This window comes from Streptomyces sp. NPDC088157 (assembly GCF_044741545.1).
GTDB lineage: Bacteria > Actinomycetota > Actinomycetes > Streptomycetales > Streptomycetaceae > Streptomyces.
The window spans coordinates 741,126-759,642 of record NZ_JBIUSU010000002.1 but is presented as its reverse complement, the minus strand read 5'-3'; the positions used below and the strand labels follow the sequence as shown (position 1 = coordinate 759,642).

Sequence of the window (18,517 nt, the reverse complement as noted above, 5' to 3'; positions counted from 1 at the left end):
ACGAGGAGAAGCCAGTGACCAGCACCCTGAACGAATCCGTCGCGCGCGCCGCCACCACGGACCACGACGCCTCGACCGCCGAGGCCCCGCCCGGGGTGCCCTTCCGGCCGACGGCGGCCTCCCGCCGCGCGCTCTCCGAAACCGCCTCCCACCTGGGCGTACGCGAGCAGGCCGTCCTGCTCGCGGCCACTCTCGCCACCCAGTTCCGGTACACCCGGCGGGAGAACGCCGAGATCCGCACCGAACCCGGCCAGGACCGGGTGATCCCGGTGGCGGTCTCCGGCGACCGGTCCTTCGCGGACCTCGCGCGGGACGTGCACGCCGGCCTCCTGCACGGCCCCACCGCACAGCCCGCGGACACCGGCCCGGGCGACACCCGCCCCGGCGGGAGCGCCGGGCCGCACCGCGCCGTCGAGCGGATCCTCTTCGTCTGGTCCACCACCCCCGAGGGGCCGCGGGCCGCGGCGGATGCCGCTGCGGGGACCGTCGTCGACGTCGTCGCCGAGGACGGCGGCCCGCTGTCCGGCGCCCTGTACCCCGCGGACCTGCCGGCCGGGGCCGACGCACCCGGCTGGGCCGCCGCCCTGCTCACCCTGCTCACCGACGCCACGGCCCGCCCCGGGGCCCGCGTCGAGGAGCTGGCGCTGCTCTCCGAGGCCCACCAGGCCGAGACGGCCGCCGCCGCCAACGCCCACCACGAGCGCTACCCCGACCTGCGGCCCCTGCACACGGCCTTCGAGGACGCCGCCCGCCGCGACCCGCACGCCGTCGCCGTCGAGGCGGGCGGCCGCTCCACCACGTACGGCGAGATCGACGGCCGTGCCAACCTGCTGGCCGCCACCCTGGCCGAGTCGGGCGTGGGCCCCGAGAGCCTCGTCGGTGTGTGCGTCGAACGCTCCGCCGAACTGGTGGTGGCCCTGCTGGCCGTCCTCAAGCGCGGCGCCGCCTTCGTCCCCCTCGCCCCGGCCGTGCCCGTCGAGCGCGTGGCGGTCGTCACCGCCGACGCCCAGGTGCACGCCGTCGTGGTCGAGGAGGCACAGCGCGCACGTCTCGCCGCCCTGCCCGTACCGCTGGTGGGGGTCCCCACCGAGGGCTCCGCACCGCACCCGCCGCAGGCCGAGGTGACGCTCGACCACGCCGCGTACGCCTACTACACCTCGGGCTCCACCGGCACCCCCAAGGGCGTGCTCATCGACCACCGGTGTGCCACCGGCCGGCTGGCCTGGCTCGGCCGCCGCTACGACCTGAACCCCGGTGACCGGGTGGTCCACAAGACTCCGCTCATCTTCGACGTGGCGATCTGGGAACTGTTCGGGCCGCTGGCCGCCGGCGCCACGATCCTCATGGCGGACCCGGGCGCCGAGTCCGACGTCGTCCACCTGAGCGCACTGCTGGCCACCGAGCGGACCGTCTTCGTCCACTTCGTGCCCTCCCTCCTCAACGCCTATCTCGACCTCGCTCCCCGCACCCCCGCCCCCGACCTGCGCTGGGTCCAGCTCTCCGGCGAGGCCGCCGGAAGCCACCTGCTCGGGCGGTTCACCGAGCGGTTCGACGCGGAACTGCACAACCTCTACGGCCAGACCGAGACCTCGGAGGTCGCCGGCTGGGAGGGCCGCTCCTACGCGGGCACCGGCGGACTGCCCCTGGGCCGCCAGATCGGCCTCTACCGGCTGTTCGTCCTCGACGACGACCTGCGTCCCGTACCGCCCGGCGTCCCTGGCGAACTCTGCGTCTCCGGCGTCGGCGGGCTGGCCCGCGGCTACCTCGGCCGCCCCGCGCCGACCGCCGAGCGCTTCGTCCCCCACCCCTACCCGGTCGAGCCCGGCGAGCGGCTCTACCGCACCGGCGACCTGGTCGCCACCGGCCCCGACGGGCAGATCCACTACCTCGGCCGGGTGGACGACCAGATCAAGATCCGCGGCTGCCGGGTGGAGACCGGCGAGGTCGAGGCCGTCCTCGCAGGCCACCCCGAGGTCCGCGCCTGCGCCGTCTCCGTCTTCCGCGACGAGGACGGGGCCGCCCAACTCGCCGCTCACGTCGTCGCCGACACCGAGGACGTCGAGGACCTTGCCGCGTACGCGGGCCGCCGGCTGCCCGGGTACATGCTGCCCGCCGTGTACGTCCGCCTCGACGCCCTTCCCCACACCCCCTCCGGAAAACTCGACCGGCTGCGCCTGCCCGCGCCCACCGCCGCCGACCGGCAGGCCCGGGGCGGCACCGACGAGCCGCACCCCGGGCTGGAGCGGGAGATCGCCGGGCTGTGGCGATCGGTCCTCGGCATCGAGCGGGTCGCCCGCACCGACAACTTCTTCTCCGTGGGCGGCAATTCGCTGAAATCCCTGCAACTCCTCAACCGGATCAACGCGGGCTTCGACGTGCGCGTGTCGGTCCGCGACTTCTTCGCGGAGCCGACCGTCGAGGCCCTGGCCTCGGCCGTGGAGAAGGCGCTCACCGAACTGGTCGCCGGAATGACCGACGAGGAGGCGGCTACACTCCTGAGTCGGCTGTGATCGCACGGCACGGACCGGGCCCGCGGTTCCGGGCGGTGAAAGGGCTCAGCGGTGAGTACGAGCGGTACGACGGGCGCCGAGGACGTGAGCGGCTTAGCACTGCGGATCGAAGGCGCGGCCGAGAACAACCTCCATGACGTCGACGCCACGTTCGGCGACGGCATCACGGCGGTGGTCGGGGCCTCCGGCTCCGGCAAGTCCTCCCTCGTCTTCGACACCCTGCACCGCGAGGCCAGGCACCGCTTCCTGGCCACCCTCGCAGGCTCCGGCGGCGGCGCCGCCACCCGGGCCGCACAGGTCCGCGCCGTCCACGGCCTGCGCCCCGCCGTCGCGGTCGGCCAGAACGTCCTCAACCGCAACCCGCTCTCCACCGTGGCGACCGCCTCAGGCGTCCACCCCTTCCTGCGGGTCCTCTACGCCCGCTTCGCCACCCCGCGCTGCCTCCGCTGCGCCGCGACGAGCGAGATCCTCTCCGCCGAGGAACAGCTCTCCGTCCTGCGGCGGACGGCCGACACGGCCGGCTCGGTGGAGGTCGGCGCACCGCTCGTGCGGGGCGCCGAAGGCAGTCACGCCCGCTTCCTGGCGCACCTGGCCGGGCGGTTCGGGCCGGACGGGCTCACCGTGGACGACCACCCCTGGGACGGCGGCCCGCTCGACCCCGACCGCGCCCACACCATCGAGGTGACCCTGGGGGTCCTCACCGCCGGGGCGCCCGCCCGGGCCGCCCGCGCCCTGCTCGACCGGGCCGCCGCTCTCGGCGCCGTCCAGGTCCGCCTGACCGTGCCCGACGGGCCGGCCCGGGTGCTGTCCCGGGCGGCGGTGTGCACCAGTTGCGGGGCGCCGCTGCCGCCGGTGCGGCCCGAGGACTTCCGCGGCGAGGCACGGACGAAGGGGAACGGAGCCGCCGACAGCGCGGCCGCCCACTCCTCCGGCCGAAAACCCCCCACCACCGCACGGCGCACCACCCCCGAGCCCGCCGCGCCGGGTCCGGTGTCCCCGGCCGCCGTCGCCGAGCCCGCGGCGTCGGGTCCCGTGTCCCCGGCCGTCGTTCCCCAGCCTGCGGCGTCGGGCCCCGCGCCCCGGGTCGGCGTCGAGCCCGCCGAGTCGGGTCCGGTGTCCCTCGCCGCCGTTTCCGAGCCCGCCGCGTCGGGCCCCGCGCCCCGGGTCGGCGAGGAGCCCGCCGCGCCGGGTCCGGTGTCCCCGGCCGTCGCGCATGAACTCGCCGGGTACACCTTCGCCGACCTTCTCGCCCTCGACGTCGACCGGGCGCACGCGGTCCTGGCCGGTGCCACCCTGCCCGGCCACGCCGACGCGGCCGTCCGGCAGATCCTCACCAGGCTCCAGGCCCTGCGCTCCCTGGGCCTGGGCTACCTGGCCCTCGACCGGTCCTCGCCCTCCCTCTCCCGCGGCGAGGCCCAGCGGCTGCGCATCGCGGTGCTGCTCGCCAACGACGTCGAGGACCTGCTGCACATCCTCGACGAACCGACCACCGGCCTGGGCCCCGACCAGGTCCGCACGCTGATGGATCAACTCGCGCGGCTGGCCGGCCCGGTGGTCCTCGTGGAGCACGACCGCACCGCCGTCGCCGGAGCCGACCGGGTGATCGAGATCGGACCCGGCGCCGGGCCGGGCGGTGGCCACGTCGTCTACGAAGGCACCCCGGCCGGACTGTGGGAGGCGGACACCCTCTCCGGCCGCTGGTTCTCCGGCCGAGAGCAGCTCACCGCGCCCGCACGCTCCACCACGCTCGCCACCACGACGGACCCCGACGCCTGGCTGCGCGTCCGAGGCGCCCGCCACCACAACCTGACAGGCTTCGACTGCGCCTTCCCCGTCGGCGCCCTCACCGTGGTCACCGGCCCCTCGGGAGCCGGCAAGAGCACCCTGGTCCGTGACGTGCTGGTCGCCTCACTGGAGGCCGGCGAACCGCGCGGCTGCGAAGCCCTCGACGGTCCCGCGCTGGTCCCGCTCACCGTCGACCAGTCACCCATCGGCGTCAATCCGCGCTCCAACCCGGCCACGTACACCGGGCTCGCCGACCGGATCCGGGCCGTGCTCGCGGCCGCCAACGGCACCGACGCCGGCATCTTCTCCTTCAACCGCAGCGAGGGCGCCTGCCCCGAATGCGCCGGCCTCGGGTCCGTGGAGGTCAAGCTCCGCTTCCTGCCCTCGGAGTGGGTGCAGTGCGAGGCGTGCGACGGCCGCCGCTTCACCGCCGAGGCCCTGGCCCTGCGTGCCGAACTCGCCGACGGACGTGGCTACTCCGTCGCCGAGGTCTTCGCCCTCAGCGTGCGCGAGGCCCGGCCCCTCTTCGACCACGACGCCAAGGCCCGCCGCATCCTGCGGGCCCTCACCGACGTGGGGCTGGACTACCTCACCCTGGGCCAGCCCTCCCCGACCCTCTCCGGCGGCGAGGCCCAGCGGGTGAAACTCGCCCGGCAGCTCGCCGCGAGCCGACCCGCCCAGCTGGTCTACCTCGACGAACCCAGCACCGGTCTGCACCCCGCCGACGTGCCCCGCCTCGCCGCCCTGCTCCGCGCCATGACCGACCGGGGCTGCACCGTGGTCGTCGTCGAACACCACCAGAGCATCGCCGCCATGGCCGACTGGACCCTGCGCGTCGGCCCGGGCAGCGGCCCCGCCGGCGGCCGGCTGCTGCACGCCGGGCCGCCCGGACCCCCGCCCCGCGAAGAGACCGCGCCCCTGGCCCGGCCACGCCCGCGCCGCCCGGCCCGCACCGCCGTCGAGATCTCCGGCGCCACCGCGAACAACCTCCGCAACGTGTCGGTGGCCCTCCCCAAGAACACGCTCACCGCCGTGGTCGGCGTCTCCGGCTCCGGCAAGTCCTCCCTCGTCCGCGACGTCCTGGAGGCCGAGGCCACCCGGCGTCTCCTGGAGTCCCTCTCCCTCTACGAGCGCCAGTCGGTCCGCGAGGGACCCCGGTCGGGCGCCGCCTCCGTCACCGGACTGGGCCCCACGCTCGCCGTCGGCGCCGGCGGCCGCACACCCGGTCTGCGCAGCACCGTCGGCTCCACCACCGACCTCGGCCCCCACCTGGGCGTCCTGCTGGCCTACGCGGGCACCCGTACCTGCCCCGGCTGCGGCGGCGAGCAGCGCCGCGCGGGCCACCGGCCCGGCGCCCTGTGGACCTGCACCGGCTGCGGGCTGTCCGGACCGCCCGCCGACCCCTCCGACTTCTCCCCGCTGCGCTACGAGGCGGCCTGTCTGCGCTGCCACGGCATGGGCACCGTCGCCGTACCGGTGGTGGAACGGCTCATCACCCGGCCCGACCGGCCGCTGGCCGACGGCGCCATGTACTCGCCGGGCTTCTATCCGCGCTCCTACCACTCCAAGCCCGCCAACGGCGGCTACTGGATGCTCAAGGCACTCGGCGAGCGGTACGGCTTCGACCTCGACACCACCCCCTGGCAGGACATGAGCCAGGAGGCCCGCGACGCCTTCCTGTTCGGACAGGAGAAGGTCACCCTCTCCGACCGGGCCCGCGTCACCCCGGGCGCCACCGTCATGTGGCGCGGCATCTTCCGCATCATGGACGGGTGGGACGTCGGCGGCCTGTACACCGAGCGCGTCTCCTGCCCGCCCTGCGGCGGCGGTCGACTGCGCCCGGAGTTCCTCGACCGCGAGCTCGCCGGGATGAACCGGCACGCCCTGCACCGCGAGCCCGTCTCGACCGTCCGCGCGGCCCTTGCGGCACTGCCGCTGCCCGTCGGGGTCCCCGGCTGGGCGGCCTCCTCGTACGCCCTCGTGCTGCGCCGCCTCGAGTTCCTCGGCCGGGTCGGCCTGGGGCACCTGAACCTGGACCGGATGGCCAACACCCTGTCCGCGGGCGAACTCCAGCGGGTGCGTCTGACCGCGCTGCTCGGGGCCGACCTCACCGGCATGACCGTCCTGCTGGACGAACCCTCGCGCGGCCTGCACCCGCGCGAGACCGACGTCCTGGGAGACGTCCTGGAGGAACTCGCCGAGCGCGGCAACACCGTCGTCCTGGTCGACCACGACAGCCGGCTCGTCGCCCGGGCCGGCCATGTGGTCGTGATGGGCCCCGGGTCCGGCCGCGAGGGCGGCACCGTCGTCGCGGCGGGCCCCACCGGCGAGGTCGTGCGCGACCCCGCCGCCCGCGGGCTGCTCCGGCGCCCGCTGCCCGGGCGCGTGTCCGGACCGCGGGCCGAACCCACCGGCTGGATGACGGTACGGGCGCCCGTGGAGAACCATTTCGACGGCCAGGACGTGGCGATCCCGCTCGGCGTCCTCACCGGCGTCTGCGGGGTCTCCGGGGCCGGCAAGTCCACCCTGGCCATCGACATCGTGGCCCGTGCGCTGGCCCCCAAGAAGCTCACCACCTCGGCGGCCGCCACCCCCGTCGCCCCCGGCGCCCACGCCCGGATCGAGGGCGCGCCCCGGCAGGTGCGGCACGCCGACCAGAGCAGCACCGGAATCACCTCGCCGGGGGCCTTCCTGAAGATCCTCACCCCGCTCCGCGCGGCGTACGCCGACACGGACGCGGCCCGCGAGCGCCTGCTGGCCGCCGACGACCTCCAGCCCCGCTGCGACGCCTGCAAGGGCAAGGGCGCCGTCACCGAGGACATGGGCTTCATGCCCGCAGTCCACCGCCCGTGCGACGCCTGCGAGGCGACCGGCTACCGCGCCGAGGTCCGCGAGCTCGTGGTGCGCGGGCACAGTCTGCCCGCCCTGGAACGCCTGACCGCCCAGGAGGTCCTGGAGGTCTGGGCGGACCTCGAACCGGTCGCGGTCGTGCTGCGGGCGGCCGTCGCGCTCGGCCTGGGGCATGTCAGCCTCGGCCAGACAGGCGTCGCCCTCTCCGGCGGAGAACGCCAACGCCTCAAACTGGTACGGGAAATCGCGAAGCCGGCCACCCGCCCCACCCTCTACATCCTCGACGAGCCGTCCGCCGGACTGCACGACGCGGACGTCGAACAGCTCGTGCACGCCCTGGACGGTCTCGTGCGCCGCGGCCACAGCGTGCTCCTCGTCGACCACGACGTCCGGCTGCTCGCCTGCTGCGACCGGCTCCTGGAGATCGGCCCCGGCGGCGGGCCCGACGGCGGCCGTGTCGTCGCCGAGGGCACGCCCGAAGACCTGGCGGCCGGCTCCACCGCCACCGCCCCGTACCTGCGCGAGGTGCTGTCGTGAGCCCGTCCCCGTCCCCGTCACCGACCTCGTCCCCGTCGGCGTCGCACCCGTCGGGCGTGGAGACCGCACCCGACGACGCCGTGTGGCTGCTGCTCGGCGACCGCTCGCCCGCCCTGCGCGCCCGCGTCCTGGCGGAACTGCTCGACGTCCCCGAGGACGACCCCGAGTACGCCGACCTGGCCGCCCGTCGGCTCACCGACGCCGACACCCTCGACCTGCTCGCGACGCGGCCCGCCGACTTCCAGGAATCGGTCCTGCTCCTCGCCCGCCTCGGCCACCTCGGCCTCGAGCGGAGCCACCCGCGCGTCGCCGAACTCCACGAGCGGGTCCTCGCCGAACAGCGCGCCGACGGCGCCTTCCCGCTCACCCTCTTCCGCACCGACGACCGGTACAGCATGATCCCGCTCCAGGCGTCGATTCCGCTGCGGGCCCTCGCCGCCGTCGGCGCCGCCACCGATCCCCGGGCGGAGCGGGCGTACGACTGGCTCGTCGACCAGCGGCTCCCCGACGGCTCCTGGCCGACCGGACTGGTCGCCGGACAACCCGGCGGGGTGCCCGCCTACCGCCGGCTGCCCGGATCGCCCGGCTGTCGCGCCAACACCCAGGCGGCGCTGGCCGCCCTGGTGCTCCATCCCGGCCGCGCCGGCTCCGAACCCGCCCGTCGCGCCGTCGATCTGCTGCTGCGCCGCGAGACCCGGGACGAATGGGCGCTGGGAACCGAGATCTCCCGCATGCACGGCCGGGAGCGGGCCGCCGGGTTCATCTCCCACCACGCCCGCTTCGACCTCGCCTTCGTCCTCGACCTGGCCTCCCGGACCGGAATCTCGCCCGCGGACGCCAGGATCGGGGACCTGACCGCGTTCCTGCGCGGTCTGCGCGGCGCCGGTGGCCTGTGGGAACACCCCTCCCACCCGGACCTGGGACGGTGGCTCACCCTGTCCCTGTCGGTGAGCCTGCGCCGACTCGACAGGGCGCTGGCGCGCGGCGACTCCTGGGCGGGGGAGGGGCCCCGGCTGGCCTTCCGCTCCGGCGCCGCCCCGGCGGGCGTCTGACCCGCGGGCTTTCCCCGCGCGGCCGCCCCCCCCGGCCTGCCGGCCTGCCCCGCGCCGTGCTGTCCGCGCACCGCCGAATGATCCTCCCGCGCCCCCTTTCCCCGTTCGACTGAAAAGCTGGGACAGTCGAATTCACCGGCCGTCGGATAACTTCCTCTCATCGTCAGGAAGCCGTCCTCTCGTAAACCGGTGGGGTGTGAACAGGTGAGTCAGCTCAGTGCCGGCCAGACCCAGCTCCTAGAAAGACTCCGCAGTCGGAAATCGGAGAATGCGGCCGCCGCCGGGACAACCAGGACGGCGCCCGGGACCCGCGTTCCGCTGCTGCCCGCGCAGGCCCGTATCTGGTATTTCACCAAACGATTTCCGCACAGCGCCGAATACAACCTCTACAACACGGTGGACCTCGACCGCGCCCCCGAACGCGGGCTCCTCGAATCCGCCGTCCGAACCCTGACCGAGCGCCACGACGCCCTGCGCATACGCATCGTCGAGGTCGACGGCCTCCCCCACCAGGAGGACCCGGGCAGCGTCGAACCGGCCGTCACCTGGCACGATCTGAGCGACCTCGCGCCGCCGGAGGCCGCCGACCGGGCCGCCGCGATCGCCCACGAGGGCGCCCGAACACCGCTGCCCACCGACCAGGCCCCGATGTTCCGGCTGAGCGCCCTGCTGCTGCCCGAGGGGCGCGCCCGGCTCGTCCTGGGCTTCCACCACGTGATCATCGACCACTGGTCGGTCACCCAGGTCATGGAGGAACTCACCGCACTGCTGGCCGGCCGTACGCTGCCGCCCCCGCACGGGGTGGGCTACCTCGACTACGCCGCCGCCCACGCCCGCGCCGCCGACCGGGCGACCACCGCCCGCGAGCTGGCCTACTGGACCACCCGTCTGGGCGGCGACCTGCCGGTCCTCGATCTGCCCCGCGACCTGCCCCGCCCGGCGACGGAATCGCGCGCCGGGGCGTTCGCCGAGTTCGCGGCCGACCCCGAACGGGCCGAACGGGTCCGGGCGTTCGCCGCCCGCGAGAACGTCTCCCTGTTCGTCGTCCTGCTCGCCGCCTACAGCGTTCTCCTCTCCCGGATCACGGCCCAGGACGACGTGGTCGTCGGCTCCCCGCTCGCCGGCCGCGACGACGAGACGGCCGAGAACGTCGTCGGCTGCTTCGTCAAACCCGTCGCGCTGCGTACGGACCTGCGCGGCACCCCCGACTTCCGCGCACTCGTCCGGCAGGTCCGGGACACCGTCCTGGAGGCCCAGGACCACCAGTCGGTGCCCTTCGAGCAGGTCGTCGCCGCCCTCGGCGTCACCCGCACCCCCGGCGTGAACCCGGTCTTCCAGACCATCTTCGGCGTCCAGGACGGAGTCCGCCTGGGCCAGGGCGCCGAGAGCGCCGCGCTGACCGTCATCGACACCGGCTCGGCCCGCACCGACCTGTCCGTCTCCATCGACGACGAGGGACCCGGCGGCGGCTTCCACGGGCTGTTCGAGTACGCGGCCGACCTGTTCCGGCCCGCCACCGTCGAGGGCTTCGCCCGGCTCTACCTGGACCTGCTCGCCACCCTGGTGGCCGAACCGCAGACCCCCGTACGCCAGGTGCCGCTGCTCTCCGCCGCACGCCGTGACGAGATCCTGCACGGCCTCAACCGCTACGAGAAGCCGCGGTTCGGTTACGCCACCCTCGCCGAGCCGTTCGAGGAGCAGGCCGCCCGCACCCCCGACGCCCCCGCCCTCGTCGACGACGAGGGGGAGCTCTCCTACGCCGGACTGAACGAGCGGGCCAACCGCCTCGCCCACCACCTGGCCGAGCGCGGCGTACGCCCCGGCGACAAGGTCGCCGTCTGCATGGACCGCAGCTTCACGATGGTGGTCGCCCTCTACGCGGTCGCCAAGGCCGGGGCCGCGTACGTGCCCATGGACCCCGAACTCCCCGACGGACGCATGGCCTTCATGCTGGAGGACATCCGCCCGCAGCTGGTCCTGGCCGACGACCGCGGCGCCGCCCAACTGCCCGCCGGCCCCTGGGAGGTGCTGTGCCTGACCGGCCCCGACCGCCCCTGGGACCGCGGTCCGGCGCACAACCCGCGCATCCGCACCCGCGGTGACGCCCTGGCCTTCCTGCTCTACACCTCTGGCTCCACGGGCCGCCCCAAGGCCGTCGCCTACCCGGTCGACGGCGCGCTGGCCAACATCTTCTGGCTCCAGCGCGAGTACCCCTTCGGTCCCGGCGACGCCAACATCCTCAAGACCTCCTACGGCTTCGACGTCTCCACCTGGGAGCTGTTCTGGCCGCTCTACCACGGAGCCCGGCTCGTCGTGGCCCGCCCGGGCGGCCAGCGCGACCCCGAGCACCTGCTGGACCTCACCGAGAGGTACGGCGTCACGACCCTCTTCTTCGTCCCGACCATGATGGAGGTGTTCCTCGACGCCGCCCCACCCGGCAGCTGCCGCTCGCTGCGCCGGGTCGTCATCGGCGGTGAGGAGGTCAAACCGCGGCTGCGCGACGCCTTCCACGCACGCTTCGACGCGGACCTGGTCAACTGCTGCGGCCCCACCGAGGCGGGCACCGTCGTCGAGGGGGTCATCCCCCGCGAGCCCGGGGTGCCGGTGCTGCCCCTGGGCCGGCCCTGCGCCAACTTCCGGGTCTACGTCCTCGGGCCCGACCAGGAGGTCCTGCCGGTCGGCATGCCCGGCGAGATGTACATCGGCGGCGAGATCGGCCTCGCGCACGGCTACCACCAGCGGCCCGGGCTGACCGCGGAGCGCTTCCTGCCCGACCCCTTCGGGCCCGTCGGCGGGCGCATGTACCGCACCGGGGACCTCTGCCGCCACCGCCCCGACGGGGTCATCGAGCACCTCGGCAGGATCGACCGGCAGGTCAAGATCCGGGGACTGCGGATCGAGCTGCCCGAGATCGAGGCGGTGCTGCGCGACCACCCCGACGTCCGGGCCTGCGCCGCCCTGGCCCCGCGCTCCTTCGACGGCCGCATCGCGAGCTTCGTGGTGCTCGAACCCGGGGCCGCGGCCGGACCCCGCGAGCTGGAACAGCACGCCCGCCACCTGCTGCCCGCCCACATGGTGCCCGCGGCCGTGGTCGCCGTGGACCACATCCCGTACAACGTCAACGGCAAGATCGACGAGGCCGCGCTGCTGGACCTTCTGGACACCCGGGCGGCGGCCGGATCGGCCGAGCTGGTGGCGCCCGAGGGCGACACGGAGACACGGCTGGCGGCGATCTTCCGCTCGGTCCTCGGCATCGGGGAACTGAGTGTCACCGACGGCTTCTTCGCCCTGGGCGGCCACTCCCTGCTGGTCTTCCGGCTGATCTCCGCCTGCGTGCGCGAACTGGGCCTGCGGCCCACGGTCGGCGACGTGTTCGCCGCACCGTCCGTACGCGAACTCGCCGCCCGGCTCGACGCGGCCCCGGCCCACCCGGCCGATCCGGCCCGGGAGACGATCGTCCCGCTCGTCCCCCCGCAGGGCCGCCCCCTCGTCCTGCTCGTGCACGGGGCCGGAGGCTCGGCGCTGCCCTTCCGCGCGCTGGGCGAGGCGCTGGGCGACAGCCACGACGTGTACGCGGTGCAGGCGGCCGACGCACCGGGCCCCGGCAGCGCGCGCATCGAGGAGCTGGCAGCCCGCTACGCGCAGGCCGCCGACGCGGTCCGCGGCACCCGACCGGTCCTGCTGGCCGGCTGGTCCGTGGGCGGCTGCATCGCCCTGGAGATGGCCCGCGCCTGGCAGGCCCGCGGGGTCGAGGTCCTGGGAACCGTCCTGCTCGACACCTGGCTCCCGCCGGCCGCACTGGCCGACGCGCAGGCCGCCGACTCGGCCCGGACGGCCTTCGCCGCCATGGACCTGCTCGCCGGGGAGGCCCCCACCGGCCAGGACCCCGACGACCTTGCCGAGGCCGAGCGCCTGAGCGTGACGCTCGAGCGCCACCGGTCCGCCTTCCTGGACTACGCGCCCAGCGCCTTCGCCGGCCCGGTCCATCTGCTGCGGGCCGCCGAGCCCTTCCCTGATCCGCGGTTCCGGCTGCCCGCCGCCCTGCTCGCACCCGACCACGGGTGGGGGACCCGGATTTCCCTCCTGACCGCCCGGGACATTCCCGGGAACCATTTCACGCTCGTGGCCCAGGAGAACACGACGGCTCTCGCGGAGGCACTTCGCGAAATCGCCGACGACGCGCTCTCCTTCGACGAAATCTGATTCAGCCGATAAACGACCCAGCCGAGAAAACTGGAGCAGCCGTGACAGCGATCGCATTGACCGAGGACGCCCGCACCGAACTCGACGAACTCGTGGACCGCATCATCGCGGAAGCCGGACTCGGCCGCGCGGACAACCGATTCTTCAGCCACGCCCGCGGACACGAGACCGACGACTTCCGCGGGGCTCTGGCCGTCGCCCACCAATGGCGCGCGATGACCAAGCAGTTCATGTACACCACCCTGTCGAGCCTGGGCGTGATCGCCCACCGGCTCGCCGGGCAGGAGTCCCCCTCCCGTGACGTCCTCGCCGCCTTCCAGACCATCTTCCGGGTCGTCGGCGACGACCTCGACAACCTCGCCCCGGTGTTCGGCGCGGTGGCACCCAAGGGCCCCGACGGCGCCCACTACGTGTGGTGGGAGGACGCCGTCATCGCGCCGGTCGCCGCCCACGTCGACGACGCCGGCCGTGCGGCCGCCCGGCAACTGCCCGAGGACGTCGTGCGCCTGATGGCCACCATGGAGCGCTACGCGCACTCCCCCCTCGGCGCGGCCGTGCAGCTCCGGGTCGTCGAGACGATCGCCCTCGACATCGCCGTCGGCTTCCGCCGCGTCTACGGCAAGCTGGAGACCGACGGGCGGCGCATCTTCCCCGAGGCCGCCGACCTGGCCTGGATCGACTCCCACATCAAGGCCGAGACCATGCACGCCGCGCAGGTCAGCGACGACGAGACCGGCATGACCACCCTGCTGACCACCGAGGACGAGGCCGCCGCCTTCACCGCGATGACCCGCGAGTACGCGGCCTGCTGGGCCGGCGCCCTCAACGCCTTCGCCGACTCGCTCGGCCTGCCCTCGGCTGCCGCCACCGCACAGGCGGCCTGAGTATGGGCTCCCACCGCATCGGCGCCGTGCGGCTCGACGAAGAACGCCTGGCCGCCGACCTCGCCGCGTCCGAGGAGTTCGTCTACAACGACAGCTACGCGGACTTCGTCAGCACCGGCCTGCTGCGCAGCACCATGCTGTGGAACGGCACCGGCACCCTGGACGAGTCCGCTCTCGGAGACTACGAGGGCGTCGCCCGGCCCACCCCGCACGGCGCCGCCCTGCCCTACATCGGCGAGCTGATCGGCACGCTCTTCCGCCCCCAGCGGCTGAAGTTCGCCCGGTTCATGCGGCTCGCGCCCGGCAGCGTGTACGTGCCCCACCGCGACTTCCTCGAGCTGAAGTCCGACATGCTCCGCATCCACCTGCCGGTGCAGACCGACGACAACGTCTACGCCTCGGAGGAGAACACCGTCTTCCGGATGCGCCGGGGGGAGCTGTGGCGGCTGGACGCCACCCGCACCCACTCGGTGGGCTCGTTCTCGGACGCCGACCGGATTCACATCATCTGCGACTTCACCGCCCGCGACGTCGACGAGGTGCTGGCCGCCGGAGCCCGGTCGGAGACCGGCATGCCGGCCGACAACGTCGCCGTCCGCCCACCGCTCGGCGAGGACGGCCGGCGCGCCCTGCTGGGGCTGGCCGGCGTCCTTCAGGAGCGCAACTACCGGGACGTGCAGACGCTGCTGATCAAGCAGCACTTCCTCAGCGGCATCTCCGGGGACGAGGTCTTCACCCTGCTCAAGGAGATCGCCGAGGCCAGCGGCAACGAGGAACTGCTCACCCGCGCGACCGAGCACGAGGAGTACTGCATGCTCCGCCGGTGATCCGGAGCCGCCCGACGGCACCGGTGAAGAGCTCGCACGGCGGAGCACGGACGGCAGAGCACAGCGACAACGGAGAAGGGGCACATCCCGTGCGGTGGAACGGAATCCATGTCAATGCCTGCGCAGCCGTCCTCGGCGACCCCGAGGACACCGGCGCGGCCGTGGCGCGAGGGCGCTACGACGAGGCGGAGGCCGTCGCCGACGGCTACCTCTCCATCAGCGTGGCCGAGGGCGGCCCGGCCGTCGAACTGGCCGTGCGGGCCGCCTCCGCGGCCATGGCCCGGGCGACCGTGCCGGCGTCGGACATCGCACTCGTCGTCCACTCCAGCTGCAACAACCAGGGCCTGGAGCACTTCGCTCCGGCCTCCTACGTCCAGGGCCGCACCATCGGCGGGCAGGCCCCCGCCGTGGAGGTCAAGCAGTACTCCAACGGCGGCCTGGCCGCCCTGGAGATCGCCGCGGCCTATCTGACCGCACAGCCCGAGCAGGCCGCCGCCCTGCTCACCACCAGCGACGTGTTCGCCCTGCCGGGCTTCGACCGCTACCGCTCCGACAAGGGCGTGGTCTTCGGCGACGGCGGCACCGGACTGGTCCTGTCCCGCTCCGGCGGCGTGGCCAGGCTCCTGTCCACCGCCGTCATCAGCGACGGCACCTACGGGGCGGTCTACCTCGGCAACACCCCCTTCGAGGAACCGGGCGAGGACGCGCCGGACGGCCCGGTCGACCTGCGTGGCCGCCGCGACGCCTACCTGGAGGAGCACGGCGAGCTCCTGATGAAGATCGTGCAGTCGCTGACCGAGCGCCAGCAGGAGAGCGTCACCGTCGCCCTGCGCGACGCCGGCCTGGCCGCCGGCGACATCGACCGCTGGGTGCTCACCAACGTGGGCCGCACCCTCGACGACGTCGACTTCCGGGACATGTTCGGCATCGAGGACGCCGCCACGACCTGGGAATGGGGCCGCAGAGTCGGCCACATCGGGGCCGCCGACCAGATCGCGGGCCTGACCCATCTGCTGGAGACCGGGGCGGTCGGCCCCGGCGACAAGGTCGCCCTGTGCGGCATCGGCATGGGCTTCACCTACGCCTGCGCCGTCGTCGAGATCCTCGGGGTGCCCGACTGGACGGACGGCGCGCCGTGACCGTACCCGCACCCCGCACCGGCGCTCAGGGAGCGCCACGGCACCCCACCGAGGAGGAGCTGCTCCGGCGCGTCACCGCCCTCCACGAGGACCCGCGGGCCACCGACCACGGGCTGGCCGCACCACTCGGCCGCCTGGACGACCCCCTGCTGCTGGCCGAACTGGGCCGGGTGCTGGAGACGGTGGAGGCCGCCCGCCTCTCGCCCGCTCCGGCCCGCCGGGCCCGTCCGCTGCGGATCGCCGTCGCGGCCACCTTCACCGCCGACAACGTCGTACCCCTGCTGCGCGCCACCCTCCTCGCCGCCGGGGTCGACACGGAGATCCACACCTGCCCGTACGGCCGGCTCACCCTCGAACTGGCCGACCCCCACTCCGGACTGGCCGCCTTCCGGCCCGACGCCGTGCTCTGTCTGCTGGACGCCGGCGCCGTGCTGCCCCGCGGCTGGGACCCCTCCCGGCCGGAGGAGCTCGCCGACGTCCTCGGCGAGCGGACCGCCACCCTGACCGACGCCGCCGCGGGTTTCGCCGCCCGCGGCGGCACCGCGGTACTGCTGCACACCGTGCCGCTGCCCCGCCCGGACCGCCGAAGCGTCATCAGCCTGCGCGGAGCCGCCGCGCTGGGCCGGATCTGGCGCGGCGCCAACACCGCCCTGCTCACCGCGGGGGAGACCTGCGACGGGGTGTACACCACCGACCTGGAAGCCGTCCTGACCGACGGCGCGGGCCCCGTCCGGGACGAACGGCAGTACCGCTTCGGCCGGATGGCCTGGACCCCGTCCACGGAACTGGCCTACGCCCGGGAGGCCGCGGCGTTCTGCCGGGCGGTGGCCGGACTCGGCCGCAAGGTCCTCGTCCTGGACCTCGACAACACCCTGTGGGGCGGAGTCCTCGGCGACGACGGACCGGCCGGCATCGAACTCGGGACCCTCTACCCCGGCGACTGCTACACCGACCTCCAGCACCGCGCGCTGGCCCTGCGCCGGCAGGGTGTCCTGCTCGCCGTCTGCTCCAAGAACGAACGCGAACTCGTCGACAGCGTCCTCGACGGGCACCCGGACATGGTGCTGCGGCCGGACGACTTCGTCGCGGTTCTCGCCGACTGGGAGCGCAAGGACGCCCACATCGCCGCCCTCGCCGAGGAACTCGGCCTCACCCAGGACGCGTTCGTCTTCGCCGACGACAGCGCCTTCGAGTGCGGAATGGTCGGCGAGACGCTCCCGCGGGTCGCTGTCGCGCACCTCGACGGCGACCCGTCCGACCACTCCCGCACGATCCTCGACCCGGCCCACTTCGTCCAGCTGGGAACCACGGACACCGACACCGACCGCACGGGCCTCTACCGCGACCGGCGCGAGCGGGGGCGGCTGCGCGGCACCCATTCCTCGGCGGAGGACTACCTGCGCGACCTGGACATCCGCGTCCTGATCCGACCGGCCGACGCCTTCACCCTGCCGCGCCTGATCCAACTCGAGCTGCGCACCAACCAGTTCAACCTCACCGGACGCAGCCACGGCGAGGCGCTCACCCGGCGGATGGCCGACTCGCCCGACCACCTCGTCCTCGCCGTCGAGGTGACCGACCGCTTCGGCGCCGAAGGCGTCGTCGGCGGGGTCTGGCTGGACCGCCGTCCCGACCGCTGGGTGGTGCGCAACCTCGTCCTCAGCTGCCGCGTGCTGTCCCGGGGCGTGGAGCAGGCCGTCCTGCAGCACGTCGCGGACCGGGCACGGGCCGCCGACGCGTCGCTCCTGGAGGCCCACTTCAGACCCACCGGCCGCAACACACCGGCCGCCGGGCTCTACCCCTCCGCCGGTTTCGCCCCCACGGCGGCCGCCGACGACACCCACCGCTACCTGACCCACCCGGACAGCCTGGCCACCCTCGCTCCGGACTGGATCACCCTCGACGCCAAGGAGGTCCCGCACCATGTCTGACCAGCAGCTTTCTCATACCCGCGCCGGGCAGTCCGAGGGCGGGGGTGGACCGGCGCCCCTCGACTCGCTGTGCCCGCTCGTCGCCCGGGTCGCCCGCAGGCCCGCCGAACAGCTGGGGGCCGACACCCGCTTCGAGGAGATCGGCAGCTGGGGCAGCCTCTCCGCGATGAGGCTGCTCGCCGTCGTCGAGCAGACCTACGGCGTCCAGCTGGATCTGCGGACCTACATGAAGTTCGGCACGATCGGCGAGCTGGCGGGGGAGATCGGCCGGCTCCGCGGGGGCGCCGCCGTCGAAGCGCCGACCGCGCCCACCGGGTGACGGCTGTGATCCTCGGCCTCGACCACGTCGGCCTGGCCACCGCGTTCCCGGGGGAGGCCGGCGAGCAGCTCGCCGCACTGGGCTTGACCCGCACCGCCGGGGGAGAGGCCGACGCCTATGGAGTGGCCTGCGAGTTCTGGTCCCCGAGCGCGGATCCCGGCGGGACGGCCGTCGAACTGGTCTCCCCCGCCCGCCCGGGCTCCGCCGTCGACGGCCGCCTCCAGGAGCGCGGGCCCGGCCTGTACCACCTGGCCTTCAGGGTCGACGACCTCGAGGGCGAAGCCGCCCGGCTGCGCGCGGCCGGATTCCTGGCCCTGGACGCCGCTCCCTGCCGCGGAGCCCGCCCCGGCATGCGCGTCACCTTCCTCTACCAGCCGGAACCCGCCGAGCTTCTGGTCGAACTCGTGCACTACGCCACCACCCCTTGATCCCTCGGCCCGTCCTCCCTGTCCCGTACACACCGCCCCGCCCGTCTCGCCC

General features: G+C 74.3%; 10 protein-coding genes. All 10 read left to right on the top strand.

Annotation, left to right across the window (positions count from 1 at the left end; all coding sequences use genetic code 11):
• The first annotated feature begins 14 nt into the window (after positions 1 to 14).
• Positions 15 to 2,510 (top strand): amino acid adenylation domain-containing protein, encoded by a 2,496-nt coding sequence (locus ACIPFH_RS09630; protein ID WP_401824651.1) that lies wholly within the window; start codon positions 15 to 17, stop codon positions 2,508 to 2,510.
• 51 nt (positions 2,511 to 2,561) lie between these two features.
• Positions 2,562 to 7,682, top strand: coding sequence for a hypothetical protein (locus ACIPFH_RS09625; protein ID WP_401824649.1), 5,121 nt, complete (start codon positions 2,562 to 2,564; stop codon positions 7,680 to 7,682).
• A 56-nt stretch (positions 7,683 to 7,738) separates the two neighbouring features.
• On the top strand, positions 7,739 to 8,734 hold the full coding sequence (locus ACIPFH_RS09620) for a hypothetical protein (protein WP_401824647.1): 996 nt from the start codon (positions 7,739 to 7,741) through the stop codon (positions 8,732 to 8,734).
• 189 nt (positions 8,735 to 8,923) lie between these two features.
• A complete protein-coding gene (locus ACIPFH_RS09615) occupies positions 8,924 to 12,937 on the top strand; it encodes an amino acid adenylation domain-containing protein (protein WP_401824645.1) in 4,014 nt (1,337 codons plus the stop codon).
• Between the two features lie 41 nt (positions 12,938 to 12,978).
• Complete coding sequence (locus ACIPFH_RS09610; protein WP_356257129.1) at positions 12,979 to 13,821, top strand: DUF6202 family protein; 843 nt, start codon at positions 12,979 to 12,981, stop codon at positions 13,819 to 13,821.
• A 2-nt stretch (positions 13,822 to 13,823) separates the two neighbouring features.
• Positions 13,824 to 14,648 (top strand): aspartyl/asparaginyl beta-hydroxylase domain-containing protein, encoded by an 825-nt coding sequence (locus tag ACIPFH_RS09605; RefSeq protein ID WP_401824644.1) that lies wholly within the window; start codon positions 13,824 to 13,826, stop codon positions 14,646 to 14,648.
• Positions 14,649 to 14,737: 89 nt separating this feature from the next.
• Entirely contained in the window at positions 14,738 to 15,787 is a 1,050-nt protein-coding gene (locus ACIPFH_RS09600; protein ID WP_401824642.1) for a ketoacyl-ACP synthase III family protein, read from the top strand.
• The gene (locus ACIPFH_RS09595) at positions 15,784 to 17,718 is read left to right on the top strand and encodes an HAD-IIIC family phosphatase (RefSeq protein WP_401824641.1); all 1,935 of its coding nucleotides are present in this window, start codon (positions 15,784 to 15,786) and stop codon (positions 17,716 to 17,718) included. Before ACIPFH_RS09600 ends, ACIPFH_RS09595 begins: the two co-directional genes overlap by 4 nt.
• The gene (locus ACIPFH_RS09590) at positions 17,711 to 18,037 is read left to right on the top strand and encodes an acyl carrier protein (protein WP_401824639.1); all 327 of its coding nucleotides are present in this window, start codon (positions 17,711 to 17,713) and stop codon (positions 18,035 to 18,037) included. The genes ACIPFH_RS09595 and ACIPFH_RS09590 overlap by 8 nt, the downstream gene beginning before the upstream one ends.
• On the top strand, positions 18,034 to 18,465 hold the full coding sequence (locus tag ACIPFH_RS09585) for a VOC family protein (protein WP_401824637.1): 432 nt from the start codon (positions 18,034 to 18,036) through the stop codon (positions 18,463 to 18,465). Before ACIPFH_RS09590 ends, ACIPFH_RS09585 begins: the two co-directional genes overlap by 4 nt.
• The last annotated feature ends 52 nt before the right edge of the window (positions 18,466 to 18,517 follow it).